The following is a 15559-nucleotide window of genomic DNA, read 5'->3' as shown; positions in this document are numbered from 1 at the left end:
AGGTGCCGCGGCTGTCGTCGGGCGCCCGTCAGGGATTACGGGACAGCCCTGAGAAGGCCGCGCTGCGTCGGCTATCCCATCGCACGGCGGCGGGCGCGGGGAGCGGGTGTGCCGGTCCGCGGCACGGGCCGGGCGGTGGGCCTCGGCCGGCTGCCGGACGGCGGGGAACGACAAGGGGGCGGGCGTGGCCGGTCAGCCGCGCAGCAGGGCGCGCAGCTCGACGGACTCGTCGGCGAGCCGTTGCGGGGTGACGGCGACGGCGCGGGCGATCAGCCGCTGTGCGGCCTTGATGTCCTTGGGCCGGTCGATCGCCGCGGCGGCGACCACCCGTCCCGCGCGCAGCCCGAACACGGTGAACGCTGCGGACCCGGTCTCCGGTCGGCGTACGGTCTCCTCGGCGTCGGCCATCGAGCCGACCGCCTCCAGGCGGCTGCCGTACCGGTCGGACCAGAACCAGGAGGCCGGTTCGCCGGGCGCGTCCGTCCCGAGCAGTCCGGCGGCCGCGGCCCGACCGGAGCGCTGCGCGGCGTCCCAGTGCTCGTGGCGCACCGGGTGGTCCGCGCGGCGGGCGACGTCCCCGACCGCATGGACCCTCGGGTGCGAGGTGCGCTGGGCGGCGTCCACGACGATGCCGTTGTCGACGGTGAGGCCGGCGGCCCCGGCGAGCGCGGTGTCCGGCCGGATCCCGATGCCGACGACGACCGTGTCGGCGGTGATCGGCGTGGCGTGGCCGCCGACGGTGACGGTGACCTCGTCGGCGCCGGGCGCCCGGTCGATGCGCTCCACGCCGCCCGTGACGACGTCGACGCCCGCGGCCCGGTGCCGGTCGTGCAGCGCACGGGCGATGTCGGGCCCGACGACGGCGGTCAGCGGCACGGGGACCGGGTCGACGAGGGTGACCCGGCAGCCCAGTCCGGCGGCGACCGCCGCGGTCTCGGCGCCGATCAGCCCGGCTCCCACGACGGCGATCCGGGCCCCCGGGGTCAGCCGGGAGCGCAGGAGTTCGGCCTCGGCCCACGTGCGCAGGGTGTGCACGGCGGGGTCGTCGGCGCCCGGCACCGGCAGGGTGCGGGCGGTGCCGCCGGTGGCGAGGACGATCCGGTCGGCCGTCAACTCGGTGCCGTCGGCCAGTTCCAGTACGCCCTCGTCGGGGCGCAGCGCGGTCACGGCGGTCGCGGGCCGCAGGTCGACGCGCTGCTTCTCGTACCAGTCGGCCGGTCGCAGCGCCACGTCGTCGCGGACGGTGGCCCTGCCGAGCAGGACGTCCTTGCTGAGCGGCGGACGGTCGTAGGGCACGCCCTCCTCGTCGCTCAGCAGCACGATCTCGCCGTCGTATCCGCCGGAGCGCAGCGCGTCGCAGGTGGAGACGGCGGAGATGCCCGCGCCCACCAGGGCGATCCTCTTCATGCCGTGGGCTCCTGACCGGGGTGCAGCCAGATCCCGCCCTCGCGTACCTCGACCTTGTGGGTCCGGGCGGCGATGGTGGCGGGCATGCACTGCGGCTCGCCCGACCTGAGGCAGAAGCGGGCGCTGTGCAGGGGGCATTCGACCTCGCCGTCCTCGATCCAGCCGTCGGCGAGCGACGCCTGGCCGTGCGAGCAGGTGTCGTCGAGCGCGTAGTAGGCGCCACCGTCGTGGAAGACGGCGATGGCGTCGCGGTAGCCGGTCCGCTCGGCGGGCACCTGGAGGGCCTCGCCCTCCTCGATGTCGCCGACGTCGGCGACCCGGACCACGTTGCCGGTGGTGTTCATCGTTCTTCAGCCGCCTTCTCGTGCCAGGCCGGGGTGTTCATCAGGTCGCGCCAGCGGGTGTAGAAGCCGCGGGCGGCCCCGTCGGAGTACAGGTGTCCGGTGGTACCGGGGTGGACGCCGTCCTCGGCTCCCATCCCGATGCCCATCTGGTAGTTGAGCGCCATGCCGCCGGCCACGAAGCCGTGCGCGGTGGCCTGGACCTCGCTCCAGTTCTCGCCGTCGTCCTGCTCGAAGATGCCGGTGGGTCCGAACGTGCGGAGGTTGTAGAGCCGCTGGGCGTTCTTCACCTCTTCAGGCATCGACTTGTCGACGATCGTCCATGCCCAGACCTCCATCCGGTCCGGGCCCTTGGGGTGCCAGACGCGGATGCTGCCGTTCACGGGCAGGTAGGAGAAGTTGGGGAAGACGTTGGCGTGTCCGGTCGTCATCGGACCCTCGGCGCGCTCCTTGCCGAGGCGTTCGCGCAGCCGGTCGTAGTCGTAGTACTCGTGCACCACCTGGTCGTCGAAACGGCTCTTGGGGTGGGTCGGGAAGCCGGCGCCGTGCCCGTTCGGGTCGGTGTACTGGCGGCCCGGAGTCTGCACGATCTCGGTCTTGGGCCCCTTGCCGGTGGGTGACATGACCATCAGGGCGGAGGCGTGCGAGATGTTGACGTGGTACCAGTCGGACGAGAACTGCTCGGCGGCGAGCTTCCAGTTGCCCTCCAGCACCCACTTGTGGACCCCGCCGACGACCTCGGTGCCCTCCGGGTCGCGGTCGAGCATGGCGTCCATGTACCAGGTCATGCCGCCGAGCGCCTCGACCAGCGCGGGGGCGTCCGGGTTCCAGGTAGCGAAGATCAGGCCCTTGTACGTGTCCAGCTGGGCGACCTCGATCAGGCCCCAGCGGCTCTCGTCGAAGTCGGCCGGATAGCCCTCGCGGTTGGGTACGTTGATCAGCTTGCCGGAGGTGTCGAAGGACCACCCGTGGTAATTGCAGGTGAATGCCTTGGTGGCTCCGGCGTCGGCGCGGCAGATCCGCATGCCGCGGTGCCGGCAGGCGTTGAGGAAGGCCCGGATGCGCCGGTCCTTGCCCATGGTCACGATGACCGGGTCCTCGCCCATGTACGTGCTGAAGAAGTCACCGGGCTTGGCGAACTGGGACTCGTGGGCGAGGAACAGCCAGCTGGGCGCGAAGACGCGGCGCAGTTCCTGCTGGTAGAGCCCGCTGTCGCTGAAGATCCCGCGGTCGACGAGGCCCTGGTCGATGTCGAAGTACCCGCTGACGTCGACGGAGGGGGCCGGGGCGCGGTTCAGGGCGCTCATGCCGTGGCTCCTTCCGGGGCGGGCGCGGACGGAGCCGGGGACGCGGCAGGGGCGGGCGGTCGGTGGTGGCCCCACAGGCTGGTGCCGTCGACGCGGGTCGCGGTCCACGGATCGGCGACGGTGATCGCCCCGTGGCCGTACTCGATCTCGAAGCCGGAGGGCGTGATCGCGTAGAAGGAGAGCATCTTGTCGTTGCTGTGCCGGCCGAGTGTGAGCGCGACGGGCGCGGCGCCTTCTAGGCAGCGGTCGTAGGCGTGGCCGACGGTGTCGAGGTCGTCGACCTCCAGCATGAAGTGGAACAGCTCGCCCGGGTCGACGTCCTTGCGCGGCTTGCGCTCGGGCTCGATGACGAGCCCGGCGAAGGCGAGCGAGTGGTGGCGCGGATTGGTGTGCAGGAACGCGATGCGCTTGCGGCCGAGGTCGCAGAAGTCCGAGACCCGGAAGCCGAGCAGTTCCGTGTAGAACCGGAGCGTCGCGGCGTAGTCGCGCACCGAGAACACCACGTGGCCCAGGCCCTGTTCGCCGGTGACGAAGCGGGCACCGGTCGGCGAGACGAACGGCGTGACGGCGGTACGGGCGCCGTGGAAGATCTCGACCCGGACGCCGTCGGGGTCCTCGACATGGAAGAGACCGAGCACATCGCGCTCACGCAGCAACCGCTCGTCGGCGTGCGTCACTTCGACACCGGCGGCGGCCAGCTCCGCCGCGGCGGCGGCCAGTTCGGCGGGGCCGGGCACCTCCCAGCCGACGTAGCCGAATTCCTCGGTGTCGGCCTCGTGCAGGGCGATGCGCCAGGCCCGGTCGTCCGCGCGCAGCCGCAGCCCGTCCTCGGTGGTCCGTGCCGACAGTCCGAGCACGTCCTCGGCGAAGGCGCGCCATCGGTCGACGTGCCGGGTGCGGAGTCCGAAGTATCCCAGTCCGCTGAGTTGCATGACGGGCCGTCCCTTCAGGTCTGGTCAGGGGGTACGGGCGGGGGCCGGACGGGCTGTCGGTCCGTACGGGCAGCACCCAGCAGACGATGTCCCGGGCGGCGCTGCCACGCGTTGTGCCGCCCTGTGGAACGCGTCCGGGTCACGCCGCCCGGCGCCCGGTCACCGGCCGCACCCGCTCCCTCCGTGTCCGCCGGGTCGGGCCGGGTCCGGCGGGCCGGCGGACGTTCGTGCCGCTTTCCGGCACGGCCGCTGGCCGCCGGACGGCCGGTCCGGGAAGGGTCGGGGGTTCGCGCGGTGCGCCGGCAGGCGCCCGTGCGCCGATCTCGATGACGCCCCGCCCCAGGAGGACCGATGCTCGCCGCCGTCGCCGTACGCCAGGACCCCGCCGATCCGCTCGGCGGGCTGGAGCTGCGCGAGGTCGCCGCTCCGATGGCCCCGCCCGGCTGGGCGGTGGTCCGCGTGGTCGCGGCAGCGCTGAACCACCACGACATCTGGACGCTGCGCGGGGTCGGTCACCCGGCGGACCGGCTGCCCATGGTGCTGGGCTGTGACGCGGCCGGGTACGACGAGGACGGGAACGAGGTCGTCGTCCATCCGGTGATCGGCGACCCGCAGGCCGGGGGCGGCGACGAGACCCTGGACCCCGGCCGGGCACTGCTGTCGGAGCGGCACGACGGGGCGTTCGCGGAGTTCCTGTGCGTACCGCGGCGGAATCTGATCCCCAAGCCGGCCGCGCTGTCCTTCGCGGAGGCCGCCTGTCTGCCGGTGGCCTGGCTGACGGCGTACCGGATGCTGTTCACCCAGGCCCGGACACGTCCCGGCGACCGGGTGCTGGTGCAGGGCGCGGGGGGCGGTGTGGCCTCGGCGGCCATCACTCTGGCGCGGGCGGCCGGAGCCAGGGTGTACGCGACCAGCCGGTCGGAGGCCAAGCGGGACGCGGCCCTGGAGATGGGGGCCCATGTGGCGCTGCCCACCGGGGAGCGGCTTCCGGAGAAGGTCGACGTGGTCGTGGAGACGGTCGGCGAGGCCACCTGGTCCCACTCGCTGCGCTCGCTGCGGGCCGGCGGCACGGTGGTGGTGGCCGGCGCGACCAGCGGGGCCAACCCGCCGGCCGACCTGAACCGGGTCTTCTACCTCCAGCAGAGGGTGCTGGGCTCCACCGGCGGGACGCGCCAGGAGTTCGTGTCGCTGCTGCGGTTCATGGAGAGTGCCGGGGTCCGGCCCCGGATCGACCGGGAGATCCCGCTGACCGCCATCCACGACGGCTTCCGCGCCATGATCGACGGTGAGGTCACGGGGAAGGTGATCGTCCGCCCCTGACCGGGACCGCACCCCGGACACGGGCCGGACGACGGTCGGCGCGACGCCCGTCCGGCCCGGTTTTGCGGGTGGGACGCCTCGTACGCCGCCCGGACACGGCACGTGTCCCTCCGGTCAGCCGGCCCCTCGGATATGACATGCGAGGCACCGCTTTCTCCATTTTGCGGAGCCTTTGCTCTTCACGACGCCGAAACAGTCATCTAAAGTGGACATGCGTCCATTGAAGTGGTCGCCGGAGAGTGTTGCGGAGGCGGACATGCTCGACCCCATCTCGACCACCGATGCCGGGAGCGCGTCCGGCACCGGCCCCTCGCAGGACCAGCAGACCGCCGTGGACAAGGCGTTGACCCTGCTGATGTCGCTGGCCGAGGAGGACCGCGAGGTCGGCGTCAGCGAACTCGCCCGCCGCACCCGGCTCACCAAGTCGACCGCGTTCCGGCTGCTGGGCATCCTCCAGCGCAACGCCGTCGTCGAGCGCGTCGGGAGCAGCTACCGGCTCGGCCCCCAGCTCTTCGACATCGGGCGCCGGGCCTACGGGCCGACGCCGCTGATGCTCCAGGAACGGCTGCTCCCCTTCCTCACCGAGCTGTACGTCCTCACCCACGAGACCGTGCACCTGGCGGTGCTGCACCGCACGGACGTCATGTACGTCAACAAGCTGCACGGCCACCGCCGGGCCCGTACACCCACCCGGATCGGTTCGCGGCTGCCCGCGTCCTGCACCGCGGTCGGCAAGGCGCTGCTCGCCTTCGACCACGACGCGGCGGAGCTGGCCATCGCCCAGGGGCTGCCCGCGCCGACGGAGCACTCGGTGACCGATCCGGCGGAGTTCCGGGCCGAACTGGCCCGGGTCCGGCGCGAGGGGATCGCCTACGAGCGCGAGGAGATCCTGCCGGGTGTCACGTGCGTGGCGGTGCCGGTCATGGGCGCGGCCGGCCGGCCGGTCGCCGCGATCTCGGTCTCCGGCGCCCTGCACCGCTTCGAACCCGCCCGGGTCGCTCCGGAGCTGCGCCGGGTCGCCTTCGAGGCGGCCAGGGAGCTGGGCGCCGCCGCCCGCCCGCGCGGTCGTCGCCGCCCGGCATCGGCGGAGCCCGCGGCCGCCTGAGCCGCGCCGCCCCACTCGGGCCCCGGCAGCCGTCGCGCAACGACGTGCCACCGGGACGCCGGGGCACCGACAGCGTCGCTCGCCCGTCGGAGGTCAGCCCTCGGTGGCCACGCCGTTCTCGCGGCGCACACCGCCGTGCACCCCGCCGGTGCCCGGCTGGACCCGCGGCACGCTCACCACGATGTGCACCACGCTCTCCCCGTCGAGGGACGCGTACAGATGCGGGCGGTCGCCGGGGAATCGTACGAAGTCACCGGTGGACAGCTCCACCGGACTGTCCTCCGGGCCCACCCTGACCCGGCCCCTGATGACGTAGAGATGCTCGAGCGTGCCCACCGGGTGGGGCTGCGAGTGCCCCTCGCCCCGGATCCGCAGCACGTAGTTCTCGATGACACCCGAGCCGTAGACATGGTCGAGGCTGCGGACCTCGTAGCCGGACCGCTCCTGCCAGGACGCGTCCCGGCCCCGACGCACCGTCATCACCTGCTCGCGTTCGGCCACCAGTCGCGTCACCGGCACGCCGAGGGCGGCCGCGACCGCGAACAGCGTCTCCACCGTGGGATTTCCGGTGCCCAGCTCGACCTTGGAGAGCGTCTGCTTGGCCAGCCCGGCCTGGCGGGCGAGTTCGGCCAGCGACAGCCCGCGCTGCTCTCTGAGGAAGCGCATGTTGCGCGCGACCACGGCGTTTCCTGTCGACACCGCACCACAATAGGGCACCTGGACGGCCCCGGACGGCGGGAAACGGGAGATCGATGTAGTCAGCAGGGATCTCGCCGGTCCCGCAGCGGGTCCCGGAACCGGTGCCGGAGCCGGTCTCATATGAGCACGCGGCACATCGACACGCCTGCGCCCGTGACCGGCACGACCGGCCGGGACGCCGAGGGCGCCCCGTATCCGGGCTGGGTGTTGCCGCAGCTCCAACAGGTCCACCAGCCACCGACGTTACGGCTCATCTGCTTGCCGCATCTGGGACACTGCACAGCGCCTCCCGTTCTCTCGCCGAGTGGTTACCCACCCCGGCCGCCCATTCCCCGGCCGACGGCGGCCGCCCAAGGCCCGGCCTCACGGCACGGCGCACCGTCGTCGTTAGCCTTTGCACATGTCTCCCGTGTCACACCCCCTCGACGACGTGTTCCTGCTGGGCGGTGAGTCGCCCGTGCGCCGCCTCGGCTACGGCACCGCCCAGCTGACCGGTCCCGGCTACTGGGGGCCTCGCGGGGAGCGGCGGGAGGCGGTGGCGGTGCTGCGGGCGGCCGTCGGACAGGGCGTCACGCTCGTCGACACCGCCGACAACTACGGCCCCGGTCTGGCCGAGGAACTGGTCGCCGAGGCCCTGCGCCCGTACCCGGACGAACTGATGGTCGCGACCAAGGGCGGTGTGGTGCGCACCAGCGACCGCGCCTGGCACGTCGACGGCCGCCCCGAGCGGCTGCGGGCGATGTGCGAGGCGAGCCTTCGGCGCCTGCGGACGGAACGGATCGGTCTCTACCAGCTGCACCGGCTGGACCCCCAGGTGCCCATGGCCGACCAGCTGGGCGCACTGGATGAGCTGAGGCAGGAGGGTAAGATCCGCCATATCGGTCTGGACACCCTCACCGCCGACCAGCTGGAGCAGGCCCTCTCCCTGACCGGGATCGCCTCGGTGCAGAACCGGTTCAATCTCCTCGACCGCTCGTCGGACGCGGTACTGAGGGTGTGCGAGGCCCACGGCCTGGCGTTTCTGCCCTGGTTCCCGCTGGCCGACGGGGCGTTGACCGGCGAGGCGGGCGCCGCACTCACCGGTGTCGCCGATCGGCACGGCGCCACGCGCGGGCAGATCGCCCTCGCCTGGCTGCTGCACCGCTCCCCCGTCCTGTGCCCCACCCCCGGCACCGGTTCGCCCGTCCATCTCACGGAGAACATGGGGGCTCGGGAGGTCCGGCTGTCCGCCGAGGACATGAGCCTTCTGGAAGGGCTCGCGTCCCCCCGAAGGACCCGCCCCGCATGAAGGAGTGCTCGTAGGTGACCACGCAGACCACCGCCCCCGTTCCCGCCCCGGCCGGGGCACCCGCTCGCAGCACGGCCGCCCCGGTGATCCGGGCCGAGGCCGTCTCGTTGGTACGGGACGGCAACGTCCTGCTCGACTCGGTGTCCGTGACCGTGCGCAGTGGTGAGCACTGGGCCCTGCTCGGCGCCAACGGGGCCGGCAAGAGCACGCTGCTCGGTCTGCTCGGCGCGGTCAACCACCCCACCCGGGGCACCGTCGAGGTGCTCGGACGCACCCTGGGCCGGGTCGATCTGCGGGAGCTGAGGTCGATGCTCGGGCATGTCGATCCGCGGCATCCGCTGCGTTCCCCGCTGTCGGTGCGCGAGGTGGTGCTGACCGGTCTGACCAACTCGATCGAGCCGGTGCCTCGCTGGTCCCCGACCCGGGAGCAGCGAAACCGGGCCGAGACCCTGCTGGCGACCCTCGGCATGGGCGGGAAGACGGAGTCGCGCTGGCCCGCGCTCTCGCAGGGCGAGCGGGGCCGTACGCTCATCGCCCGCGCACTGATGCCCGAGCCGCGCCTGCTGCTGCTCGACGAGCCGGCCACAGGCCTGGACCTCGCCGCCCGCGAGCAGTTGCTGGACAGTCTGGACGCGCTGCGCGAGGAGCATCCGGAGCTGGCCACCGTCCTGGTCACACACCATCTGGAGGAGTTGCCGGCGTCCACCACGCACGCGATGCTGCTGCGCGGCGGACGCTGCGTGGCGTCGGGCGACGCGGACGAGGTGCTGACCACCGACCTGGTCAGCGACTGCTTCGGGCATCCGGTGCGGATCTCCCGTACGGACGGCCGGTGGACGGCGCGGGCCCACCGGGCCGCACGCCGCTGAACGAGCGGGTCCGCCCCCGAGCGCGCGACCGTCCACGCCTGTCCGCGTCCGTCCACCGACGTCCGTGACCGCCCACGACGAGTGCGGCGGTCGCCCGCGCAGGGGTCCGTTCGCCGTGGCTCGCAGCCCGTGACGTGCCGCCGCGCGGGCTCAGTCGTCGGCGCGGGGAACGATGTCCGCTGCCGTCGCGGCGAACGGTGTGGCCTGGTGGAAGTAGAGCGCCCAGCCCGTCCCGGTGAACAGCCACAGCGAACTGCGGTGGGCGAGGTGCCCCTTGCGTTCGGTGTCGTAGGTGAGGTGGACCAGTCCGCCGTCCAGCTGGACCCCGCGCATCCGCGACGCGGTGAGGGGGCCGGGGCGCGGGGCGCCCTGACCGGTGAGCGAGGCGATCATCGCGTCCCGGTCCCAGATCCGGCCGGTGGAGTCGATCTCGCGGTAGTCCGGGTGCAGCACCTGGGCGAGGACGTCGGCGCAGGCACGTACCGCCGGGTCGAGGAGGCGAAGTTCGCCCTCCACCGCCGCGGCCACGCCGGGTGGCGTCCCGGTCATGCCCCGGCTCCGGGGTGCGTGGTCTCCCCGGCCGCCGTCAACTCCACCAGCTTGAGCACGGTGTTCCAGTTGCGGGAGGTGGCGGTGATGCCCGGGGCGAGGGAGGGGCGGGACAGCGCGTCGGCGAGCCTGGACCGGCCCAGCCCGTCGGGCGTGTAGAGGTACAGCGCGCGGTCCCCGAGCCGGAACTCCTCGGGGAGGTGGTCCGCCGCCTCGATCCGTTCGAAGCGCGCCGCGTCCACGGGCTGCCCGAAGTAGGTGACGTGCAACTGCCTGCCCTCCAGCTCGGCGGCCGGGAAGGGACAGGCCGCGGCGACCGCCGCGAGGTACGCGCCGTCGCGGACCAGACAGGGGACGGGGAACCCGAACCGCTTCTCGATGGCCCGTTCCAGCTCGGCGGCGAGCAGGTTCTCGTCGTCCGACGGGCTGCTGAAGACGGCGTTGCCGCTCTGCAGATGGGTACGGACGTCTCCGTGGCCCAGTTCGGTGAGCAGCGTGCGAAGTTCGGCCATCGGCACCCTCTTGTGGCCGCTCACATTGATCCCGCGCAACAGCGCCGCGTACATCGTCATGGTCACACCATAGGACGACACGCCCGCGCGGAGCGGCCGCCGCGCCCCGTGGGGGAGGGCGCGGCGGCCGAGGGGCCCCGGGCGTGACCGGCGTCCGGACACCGGTCACGCCCGGGGGGCGACTACTCGACGATCTTGAGCAGCTTGTTGGGCGTGCCCTCGGTCGCGTTGGAGATCGCGTCGGGGGTGGCGCCCTCGGTCAGCGCCGTGGCGACCTCGTCCGGGGTGGCGTCCGGGTGTCCGGAGAGGTAGACGGCGGCGGCTCCGACGACGTGCGGGGTCGCCATGGAGGTGCCGGAGATCGTGTTGGAACCGTCGTCGCTGTCGTTCCAGGACGAGGTGATGTCCGACCCGGGTGCGTAGATGTCCACGATCGAGCCGTAGTTGGAGAAGTACGACTGCTCGTCGTCCACCGTGGACGAGGCGACGGTGATCGCCTCGGGAACGCGCGCCGGCGAGGTCTGGCTCGCGTCGGAGGAGTCGTTCCCCGCGGCCACGGCGAACGTGACCCCGGAGGCGATGGCCTTCTGGACCGCGGCGTCGAGCGCCTCGTCCGCGCCGCCGCCGAGGCTCATGTTGGCGACGGAGGGCCCCTCGTGGTTGGCGGTGACCCAGTCGATGCCCGCGACGACCTGCTCGGTGGTGCCGGAGCCGGAGTCGTCGAGGACCCGGACGGCCACGATCTTCGCCTTCTTGGCGACACCGTAGGTGGCACCGGCGATGGTCCCGGCCACGTGCGTGCCGTGGCCGTTGCCGTCGTCCGCGCTGTCGTCGTCGTCCACCGCGTCGTAGCCGGAGGTGGCCCGGCCCTCGAACTCGCTGTGCGTGGTGCGGACACCGGTGTCGATGACGTAGGCGGTGACGCCCTCGCCCGCGCTGTCCGGGTAGGTGTACGCGTCGTCGCCGGCCGTCTCGGTCTGGTCGATCCGGTCCAGCCCCCAGGACGGCGGGTTCTCCTGCGTGGCGTCGATGTGGAACTTCTTGTTCTGGACCACCTTGGAGACGGCCGGGTCGGCCGCGAGTCGCTTGGCCTCGGTGAGCGAGAGGCCGCTGGCGGAGAAGCCGTTGACGGCGGACTTGAAGTTCCGGTCGAGCTTGCCGCCGTACTTCTTGGCCAGCTTCGACTTGTCGGCCTTGTGGTCCAGCATCACGATGTAGCTGCCCTGGACGGCGTTCGCCGCATCGGCGCCGTAGACGACGCCCATCGCGGGAGCGGACGCGGCTCCGGCGACGGGAGTGCTCAGCAGGGTGACTCCGGCGGCCGCCGCCACGGCGGTTATCGCGGCGGTGAGCTTGATCCGGCGTGCGCGCTTGTGAATAGCCATGAAGAGGGGTCTCCTCGTCATTCTTTGTGGGGGGATTGACCCTCGGCCGGAAGATCTCCGGGGGTTGGCTCGAAACCCTTGCCGATTGACGCGCTCAGATCAAGACCTTCTTACGGCTGTGACTTACGCAACAAAGTTTTGTAATAGAAATTCGGCCAGGCGTGCCCAAGTCGGGCGCGGGCTGCGCAAGATGGACCATTCGCACGGCTCCGACGTCCCCGCCAGGGCGGCCCGTACGCTTCGCACGGGGGAAGGCGGATCGCACCGGGCCGTGCGCGCCGACGAGGACTCGGCTTGTTTACGTCCCCGACCGTCGGCGCCGTCCCGGCCCGCGGCCGGACCCGGGCTCACGCGAGCCCGACTCGGTCCCCGTACCGCGCCCGGCCCAGCGCCCGGGGCCTGACGGCGCGGAACCCCTCAACTCCGTACGACCCGGACACCAAAGGCCCCATCGGTCCGGCGAGCGCACCTCCGCCGCGGTCCGCTCCGGGGCGGTCGGGGCCGGCGCCCGCACGGTCCACCGATGCGGGTTTCGCCCGGTTCGCACGACTGCGCTGGCTGATGTCACGAATGAGACCCCTTGCGTCATTTGATCGGATTCTTACCGCTCTGAACGCTCAGGTGATCCTCGTCATCGTGCTGACGGGCCGTCGGTTCGTCAACCCGGCCGACATGAGTGCGAAAATCGGATCCATGGACGAAATGCGTGCGCGTGAGGTATTGGTCGCTGCCGGACTGTCCGGCGGCGCGGAGCTGCTCGCGCTGGGCGAGAACGCGGTGTTCGCCGTGGACGATCTGGTGGTCAAGATCGGCCGGGACGCCGTGCGCAGCCCGGAGCTGCGGGACCGGGCCGAGCGCGAAGTGGCGGTGGCACGGTGGCTGGCCGCCTCCGGCGTCCCCGCCGTACGGGCGGCGGAGCCCGGGGCGCGGCTGGTGGGGGGGCATCCGGTGACGTTCTGGCACCGGTTGCCGACGGCCGTGCGCCCCGCCGAGGCGCGCGACCTGGCGGGGCTGCTCAGGCTGGTCCACGCCCTGCCTGCCCCGGACGGGTTCGCACTTCCGCCCCGGGAGCTGCTGGGCGGCGTCGAGCGCTGGCTACGGCTCGCGGGCGACGCGATCGACCCGGCCGACGCCGACTATCTGCGTGAGCGCCGTGACGGCTTCGCCGCGGCCGCGGCGACGCTGATCCCGCGTCTGACCCCCGGTCCGATCCATGGCGACGCCCTTCCCCGCAACGTGCATGTCGGCCCGGACGGGCCGGTGCTGGTCGATCTGGAGACCTTCTCGGCGGACCTGCGGGAGCACGATCTGGTGGTGCTCGCGCTGTCCCGGGACCGGTACGGTCTGCCCGCCGAGGCGTACGACGCCTTCACCACCGCGTACGGCTGGGACGTTCGCGAGTGGGACGGCTGCGCGGTACTGCGCGGCGCCCGGGAGACGGCGAGCTGCGCGTGGGTGTCTCAGCACGCGCCGACCAACCCGAAGGCGCTGGTGGAGTTCCGCCGCAGGGTGGCGTCGCTGCGCGACGGGGACACGACCGTGCGGTGGTATCCGTTCTGAGGCCCTGTCCGGGCTTCCCGGCGGGGCCGACGGCCGCCGTACGATCCCGGCGGAGCGGAGGCCGCCCGGTGAGTCCCGGCGGGCCGGGACACTCACGCCCTCAGCCGGCCACCCGGGCGGGCTCCCGCAACGGCCAGTGGCCGTCCACCACCGCGTCCGCGGTTCCCTTGCGGCGCAGGAACTCCTGGAAGTCGGCCGCCCATCGCGCGTACCACTCCACCTGGCGCTCGTGCAGTTCGGCGGCGGTGAGCCCGGCCACCGAGCCGTGCCGCTCGGCTATCGCGTACGCCACCCGGACCGCCGCGAGCGCGTCCGCCGCCGCGTCATGGGCGCCGCCGTGCACCACCCCGTACTCGACGCAGACCGCTTCGAGGGTCCGCTTCCCCTTCCGGTAGCGGTCGACGGCCCGGTCGATGGTGTACGGGTCGACGACCGGTCCGATGCCGGCGCCGTCGAGCCGGTCGCTCAGTGAAGGCAGCCCGTGCCGGTGGAGTTCGGCCGTGAGCAGCGTCAGGTCGAAGGCGGCGTTGTAGGCGACGACGGGCACGCCCTGGCGCCAGTGGCCGGTGAGCGTGTCGGCGATCTCGTCGGCCACTTCGCGCACCGGCCGCCCCTCGGCCGCCGCCCGCTCACTGCTGATGCCGTGGATGGCGGACGCCTGCGCGGGGATCCGGATGCCCGGATCCGCCAGCCAGGTGCGCTGCCGCACCGGCCCCCCGTCCCTGTCCTTCACGCCCACGACCGCGGCGGTCACGATCCGGGCCTCCAGCGGGTCCGTGCCCGTCGTCTCCAGGTCGAAGCCGACCAGCGCCTCCCGGTGCCAGCTCATCGGGTACCTCCTTCGTGTTCCTCCCCCATGTGGTGACCACCCTCGCACGCACCACTGACAACGGGCTCACGGCCCCTCAGGAGACGGGCCGGGAGTCCGTCCACACGGACTCGAACTCCTCGCGGTACGTCTCGAACAGCCCGTGCTCGCTGTCCTGCCCGGCCCGCACCACCGAGCGCCCGCCGCCGCGCAGCACCAGCACGGGCGACTCCATGCCGCGTGCGCGCCGCAGATAGGGCTGCACCACTCCGACCGCGTCCGTCCCGTCTCCGTCCACGAGATAGGCCGTGAAGCGCGGTGTCTCGTCGAAGACGTGGATCTCGAACGCTCCGGGGTCGCGGAGCTTGGAACGGACGCGGCGCATGTGGAGGATGTTCATCTCCACCGAACGGCTCAGTTCGCCCTTCTTGAGGCCCAGTTCCCGCTCGCGCCGCTTGACCGCACTGCTCGCCGGGTTGATGAACAGCAGCCGGACCCGGCAGCCGGACTCGGCCAGCCGGATCAGCCTGCGGCCGGAGAAGTTCTGCACCAGCAGGTTGAGTCCGATGCCGATCGCGTCGAGGCGCCGTGAGCCGCCGAACAGGTCCTCGGCGGGCAGCTGGCGCTGCAGCCGCACCCGGTCGGGATGGACCGACACCACGTCCGCGTACCGGTCGCCGACCAGTTCCTCGACGGCGTCGACCGGGAGCCGGTCGGCCGACGGGACCGAGGCGCCGCCGCCCAGGATCTCCAGGAGCCGGGCGGAGGCGCGCTCGGCCTGGGCGAGGACCGCCTCGTTCAGCGCGCGGTTGCGGGAGACCACGTTGCGCGCGACCTCCAGCTCGTCGAGCGCCAGTTCGACCTCGCGACGGTCGTCGAAGTACGGCTCGAAGCACGGCCAGTGCTGGACCAGCAGCTCCCGCAGCTGGGGCAGGGTGAGAAAGCTGAGCACGTTGTCGTCGGCCGGATCGAGCAGATAGCCCTTGCGCCGGGAGACCTCGCGCACCGCGACGGCACGCTGCACCCACTCCTGCCCGGCGGGCCCGGCGGCGGCCACCACCCACTCCTCGCCGTGGACCGGCTCGTAGATGGGCCGGAGCACCGCCGCGACCACGGCCCGCAGCCGTTGCTCCACGAGGTTCAGCCAGATGTAGGCGCGTCCGGCCCGCTGGGCGCGGGTGCGCACCTCGCTCCAGGCGTCCGCCCCCCAGTCCAGTTCCGCGCCGATCTCCACGGGCCGGGCAAGCGAGACCGCCCCTGGTGGGGCATCGGCGGATTCCCCCTCGTGACCTGTGTCACCCGGGGGCAGCTCGAAGCCTTCCGAGCTCACCCGTGCACCGCCTTCCACTCCCCCACCAACGATCAAGGAAGGGTACTCCGCGAGCGTGATCCGGTGCAGCCGGATGCACAGGCTGCTTTCATCAACTCCCCAACGGAGAAAGCGCGTTCTCCGGGGCGAGATCCGCCGTAGTGAGCG

At 72.5% G+C, this 15559-nt stretch carries 15 protein-coding genes; 5 read left to right on the top strand and 10 right to left on the bottom strand.

Annotated features, from left to right (window positions below):
- Positions 1-192: 192 nt before the first annotated feature.
- Genes ACFYY6_RS11280 through ACFYY6_RS11265 form a run of 4 tightly spaced genes read right to left on the bottom strand, consistent with a single transcriptional unit; the run spans position 193 to position 3987 of the window.
- Complete coding sequence (locus tag ACFYY6_RS11280; RefSeq protein ID WP_389192779.1) at positions 193-1407, bottom strand: NAD(P)/FAD-dependent oxidoreductase; 1215 nt, start codon at positions 1405-1407, stop codon at positions 193-195.
- On the bottom strand, positions 1404-1751 hold the full coding sequence (locus tag ACFYY6_RS11275) for a bifunctional 3-phenylpropionate/cinnamic acid dioxygenase ferredoxin subunit (protein ID WP_351521325.1): 348 nt from the start codon (positions 1749-1751) through the stop codon (positions 1404-1406). Before ACFYY6_RS11275 ends, ACFYY6_RS11280 begins: the two co-directional genes overlap by 4 nt.
- The gene (locus tag ACFYY6_RS11270; RefSeq protein WP_351521326.1) at positions 1748-3055 is read right to left on the bottom strand and encodes an aromatic ring-hydroxylating dioxygenase subunit alpha; all 1308 of its coding nucleotides are present in this window, start codon (positions 3053-3055) and stop codon (positions 1748-1750) included. Before ACFYY6_RS11270 ends, ACFYY6_RS11275 begins: the two co-directional genes overlap by 4 nt.
- Complete coding sequence (locus tag ACFYY6_RS11265; protein ID WP_351521327.1) at positions 3052-3987, bottom strand: VOC family protein; 936 nt, start codon at positions 3985-3987, stop codon at positions 3052-3054. The genes ACFYY6_RS11270 and ACFYY6_RS11265 overlap by 4 nt, the downstream gene beginning before the upstream one ends.
- A 351-nt stretch (positions 3988-4338) precedes the next feature.
- Here ACFYY6_RS11265 and ACFYY6_RS11260 point away from each other — a divergent pair, with 351 nt between their 5' ends.
- On the top strand, positions 4339-5307 hold the full coding sequence (locus tag ACFYY6_RS11260) for a zinc-binding dehydrogenase (protein WP_351521328.1): 969 nt from the start codon (positions 4339-4341) through the stop codon (positions 5305-5307).
- 256 nt (positions 5308-5563) lie between these two features.
- Positions 5564-6412, top strand: a complete 849-nt coding sequence (locus tag ACFYY6_RS11255; protein WP_351521329.1) for an IclR family transcriptional regulator — start codon at positions 5564-5566, stop codon at positions 6410-6412.
- A gap of 93 nt (positions 6413-6505) precedes the next feature.
- Here the strand turns inward: ACFYY6_RS11255 and ACFYY6_RS11250 are convergent, their stop codons facing one another.
- Entirely contained in the window at positions 6506-7111 is a 606-nt protein-coding gene (locus ACFYY6_RS11250) for an XRE family transcriptional regulator (protein WP_351633908.1), read from the bottom strand.
- A gap of 400 nt (positions 7112-7511) precedes the next feature.
- Here ACFYY6_RS11250 and ACFYY6_RS11245 point away from each other — a divergent pair, with 400 nt between their 5' ends.
- Both ACFYY6_RS11245 and ACFYY6_RS11240 read left to right on the top strand, forming a co-directional pair.
- Positions 7512-8399, top strand: coding sequence for an aldo/keto reductase (locus ACFYY6_RS11245; protein WP_389192775.1), 888 nt, complete (start codon positions 7512-7514; stop codon positions 8397-8399).
- 14 nt (positions 8400-8413) lie between these two features.
- On the top strand, positions 8414-9268 hold the full coding sequence (locus ACFYY6_RS11240; RefSeq protein WP_386608973.1) for an ABC transporter ATP-binding protein: 855 nt from the start codon (positions 8414-8416) through the stop codon (positions 9266-9268).
- Positions 9269-9418: 150 nt separating this feature from the next.
- On the opposite strand, the gene ACFYY6_RS11235 is transcribed toward ACFYY6_RS11240, so the two are convergent.
- From ACFYY6_RS11235 to ACFYY6_RS11225, 3 genes are all read right to left on the bottom strand, one after another.
- The gene (locus tag ACFYY6_RS11235) at positions 9419-9817 is read right to left on the bottom strand and encodes a nuclear transport factor 2 family protein (protein ID WP_351521335.1); all 399 of its coding nucleotides are present in this window, start codon (positions 9815-9817) and stop codon (positions 9419-9421) included.
- Positions 9814-10389 carry a DUF1697 domain-containing protein gene (locus ACFYY6_RS11230; RefSeq protein WP_351635713.1) on the bottom strand — a complete coding sequence of 192 codons (576 nt, stop codon included), beginning with the start codon at positions 10387-10389 and terminating at the stop codon, positions 9814-9816. Before ACFYY6_RS11230 ends, ACFYY6_RS11235 begins: the two co-directional genes overlap by 4 nt.
- Positions 10390-10511: 122 nt before the next feature.
- A complete protein-coding gene (locus tag ACFYY6_RS11225) occupies positions 10512-11714 on the bottom strand; it encodes a S8 family serine peptidase (RefSeq protein ID WP_351525386.1) in 1203 nt (400 codons plus the stop codon).
- Positions 11715-12407: 693 nt separating this feature from the next.
- Here ACFYY6_RS11225 and ACFYY6_RS11220 point away from each other — a divergent pair.
- Positions 12408-13274, top strand: a complete 867-nt coding sequence (locus ACFYY6_RS11220; protein ID WP_351525387.1) for an aminoglycoside phosphotransferase family protein — start codon at positions 12408-12410, stop codon at positions 13272-13274.
- A gap of 100 nt (positions 13275-13374) precedes the next feature.
- On the opposite strand, the gene ACFYY6_RS11215 is transcribed toward ACFYY6_RS11220, so the two are convergent.
- Together ACFYY6_RS11215 and ACFYY6_RS11210 are read right to left on the bottom strand one after the other, a co-directional pair.
- Positions 13375-14103, bottom strand: a complete 729-nt coding sequence (locus tag ACFYY6_RS11215; RefSeq protein ID WP_351525388.1) for a 3'-5' exonuclease — start codon at positions 14101-14103, stop codon at positions 13375-13377.
- Between the two features lie 76 nt (positions 14104-14179).
- The gene (locus ACFYY6_RS11210; protein WP_351525389.1) at positions 14180-15412 is read right to left on the bottom strand and encodes an SAV2148 family HEPN domain-containing protein; all 1233 of its coding nucleotides are present in this window, start codon (positions 15410-15412) and stop codon (positions 14180-14182) included.
- Between the last annotated feature and the right edge of the window lie 147 nt (positions 15413-15559).

Origin of the sequence: Streptomyces sp. NPDC001750 (assembly GCF_042892615.1) — a bacterium.
In the GTDB taxonomy this organism is placed as follows: Bacteria; Actinomycetota; Actinomycetes; order Streptomycetales; family Streptomycetaceae; genus Streptomyces.
This window is presented reverse-complemented; position numbering and strand designations above follow the sequence as displayed.

Excerpts from the sequence above, each read along its gene's own strand:
- ACFYY6_RS11270 (WP_351521326.1), bottom strand. The coding sequence starts at position 3,055 with ATGAGCGCCCTGAACCGCGCCCCGGCCCCCTCCGTCGACGTCAGCGGG.
- ACFYY6_RS11255 (WP_351521329.1), top strand. The coding sequence starts at position 5,564 with ATGCTCGACCCCATCTCGACCACCGATGCCGGGAGCGCGTCCGGCACC.
- ACFYY6_RS11265 (WP_351521327.1), bottom strand. The coding sequence starts at position 3,987 with ATGCAACTCAGCGGACTGGGATACTTCGGACTCCGCACCCGGCACGTC.
- ACFYY6_RS11245 (WP_389192775.1), top strand. The coding sequence starts at position 7,512 with ATGTCTCCCGTGTCACACCCCCTCGACGACGTGTTCCTGCTGGGCGGT.
- ACFYY6_RS11275 (WP_351521325.1), bottom strand. The coding sequence starts at position 1,751 with ATGAACACCACCGGCAACGTGGTCCGGGTCGCCGACGTCGGCGACATC.
- ACFYY6_RS11260 (WP_351521328.1), top strand. The coding sequence starts at position 4,339 with ATGCTCGCCGCCGTCGCCGTACGCCAGGACCCCGCCGATCCGCTCGGC.
- ACFYY6_RS11220 (WP_351525387.1), top strand. The coding sequence starts at position 12,408 with ATGGACGAAATGCGTGCGCGTGAGGTATTGGTCGCTGCCGGACTGTCC.
- ACFYY6_RS11215 (WP_351525388.1), bottom strand. The coding sequence starts at position 14,103 with ATGAGCTGGCACCGGGAGGCGCTGGTCGGCTTCGACCTGGAGACGACG.
- ACFYY6_RS11225 (WP_351525386.1), bottom strand. The coding sequence starts at position 11,714 with ATGGCTATTCACAAGCGCGCACGCCGGATCAAGCTCACCGCCGCGATA.
- ACFYY6_RS11280 (WP_389192779.1), bottom strand. The coding sequence starts at position 1,407 with ATGAAGAGGATCGCCCTGGTGGGCGCGGGCATCTCCGCCGTCTCCACC.
- ACFYY6_RS11230 (WP_351635713.1), bottom strand. The coding sequence starts at position 10,389 with ATGACGATGTACGCGGCGCTGTTGCGCGGGATCAATGTGAGCGGCCAC.
- ACFYY6_RS11235 (WP_351521335.1), bottom strand. The coding sequence starts at position 9,817 with ATGACCGGGACGCCACCCGGCGTGGCCGCGGCGGTGGAGGGCGAACTT.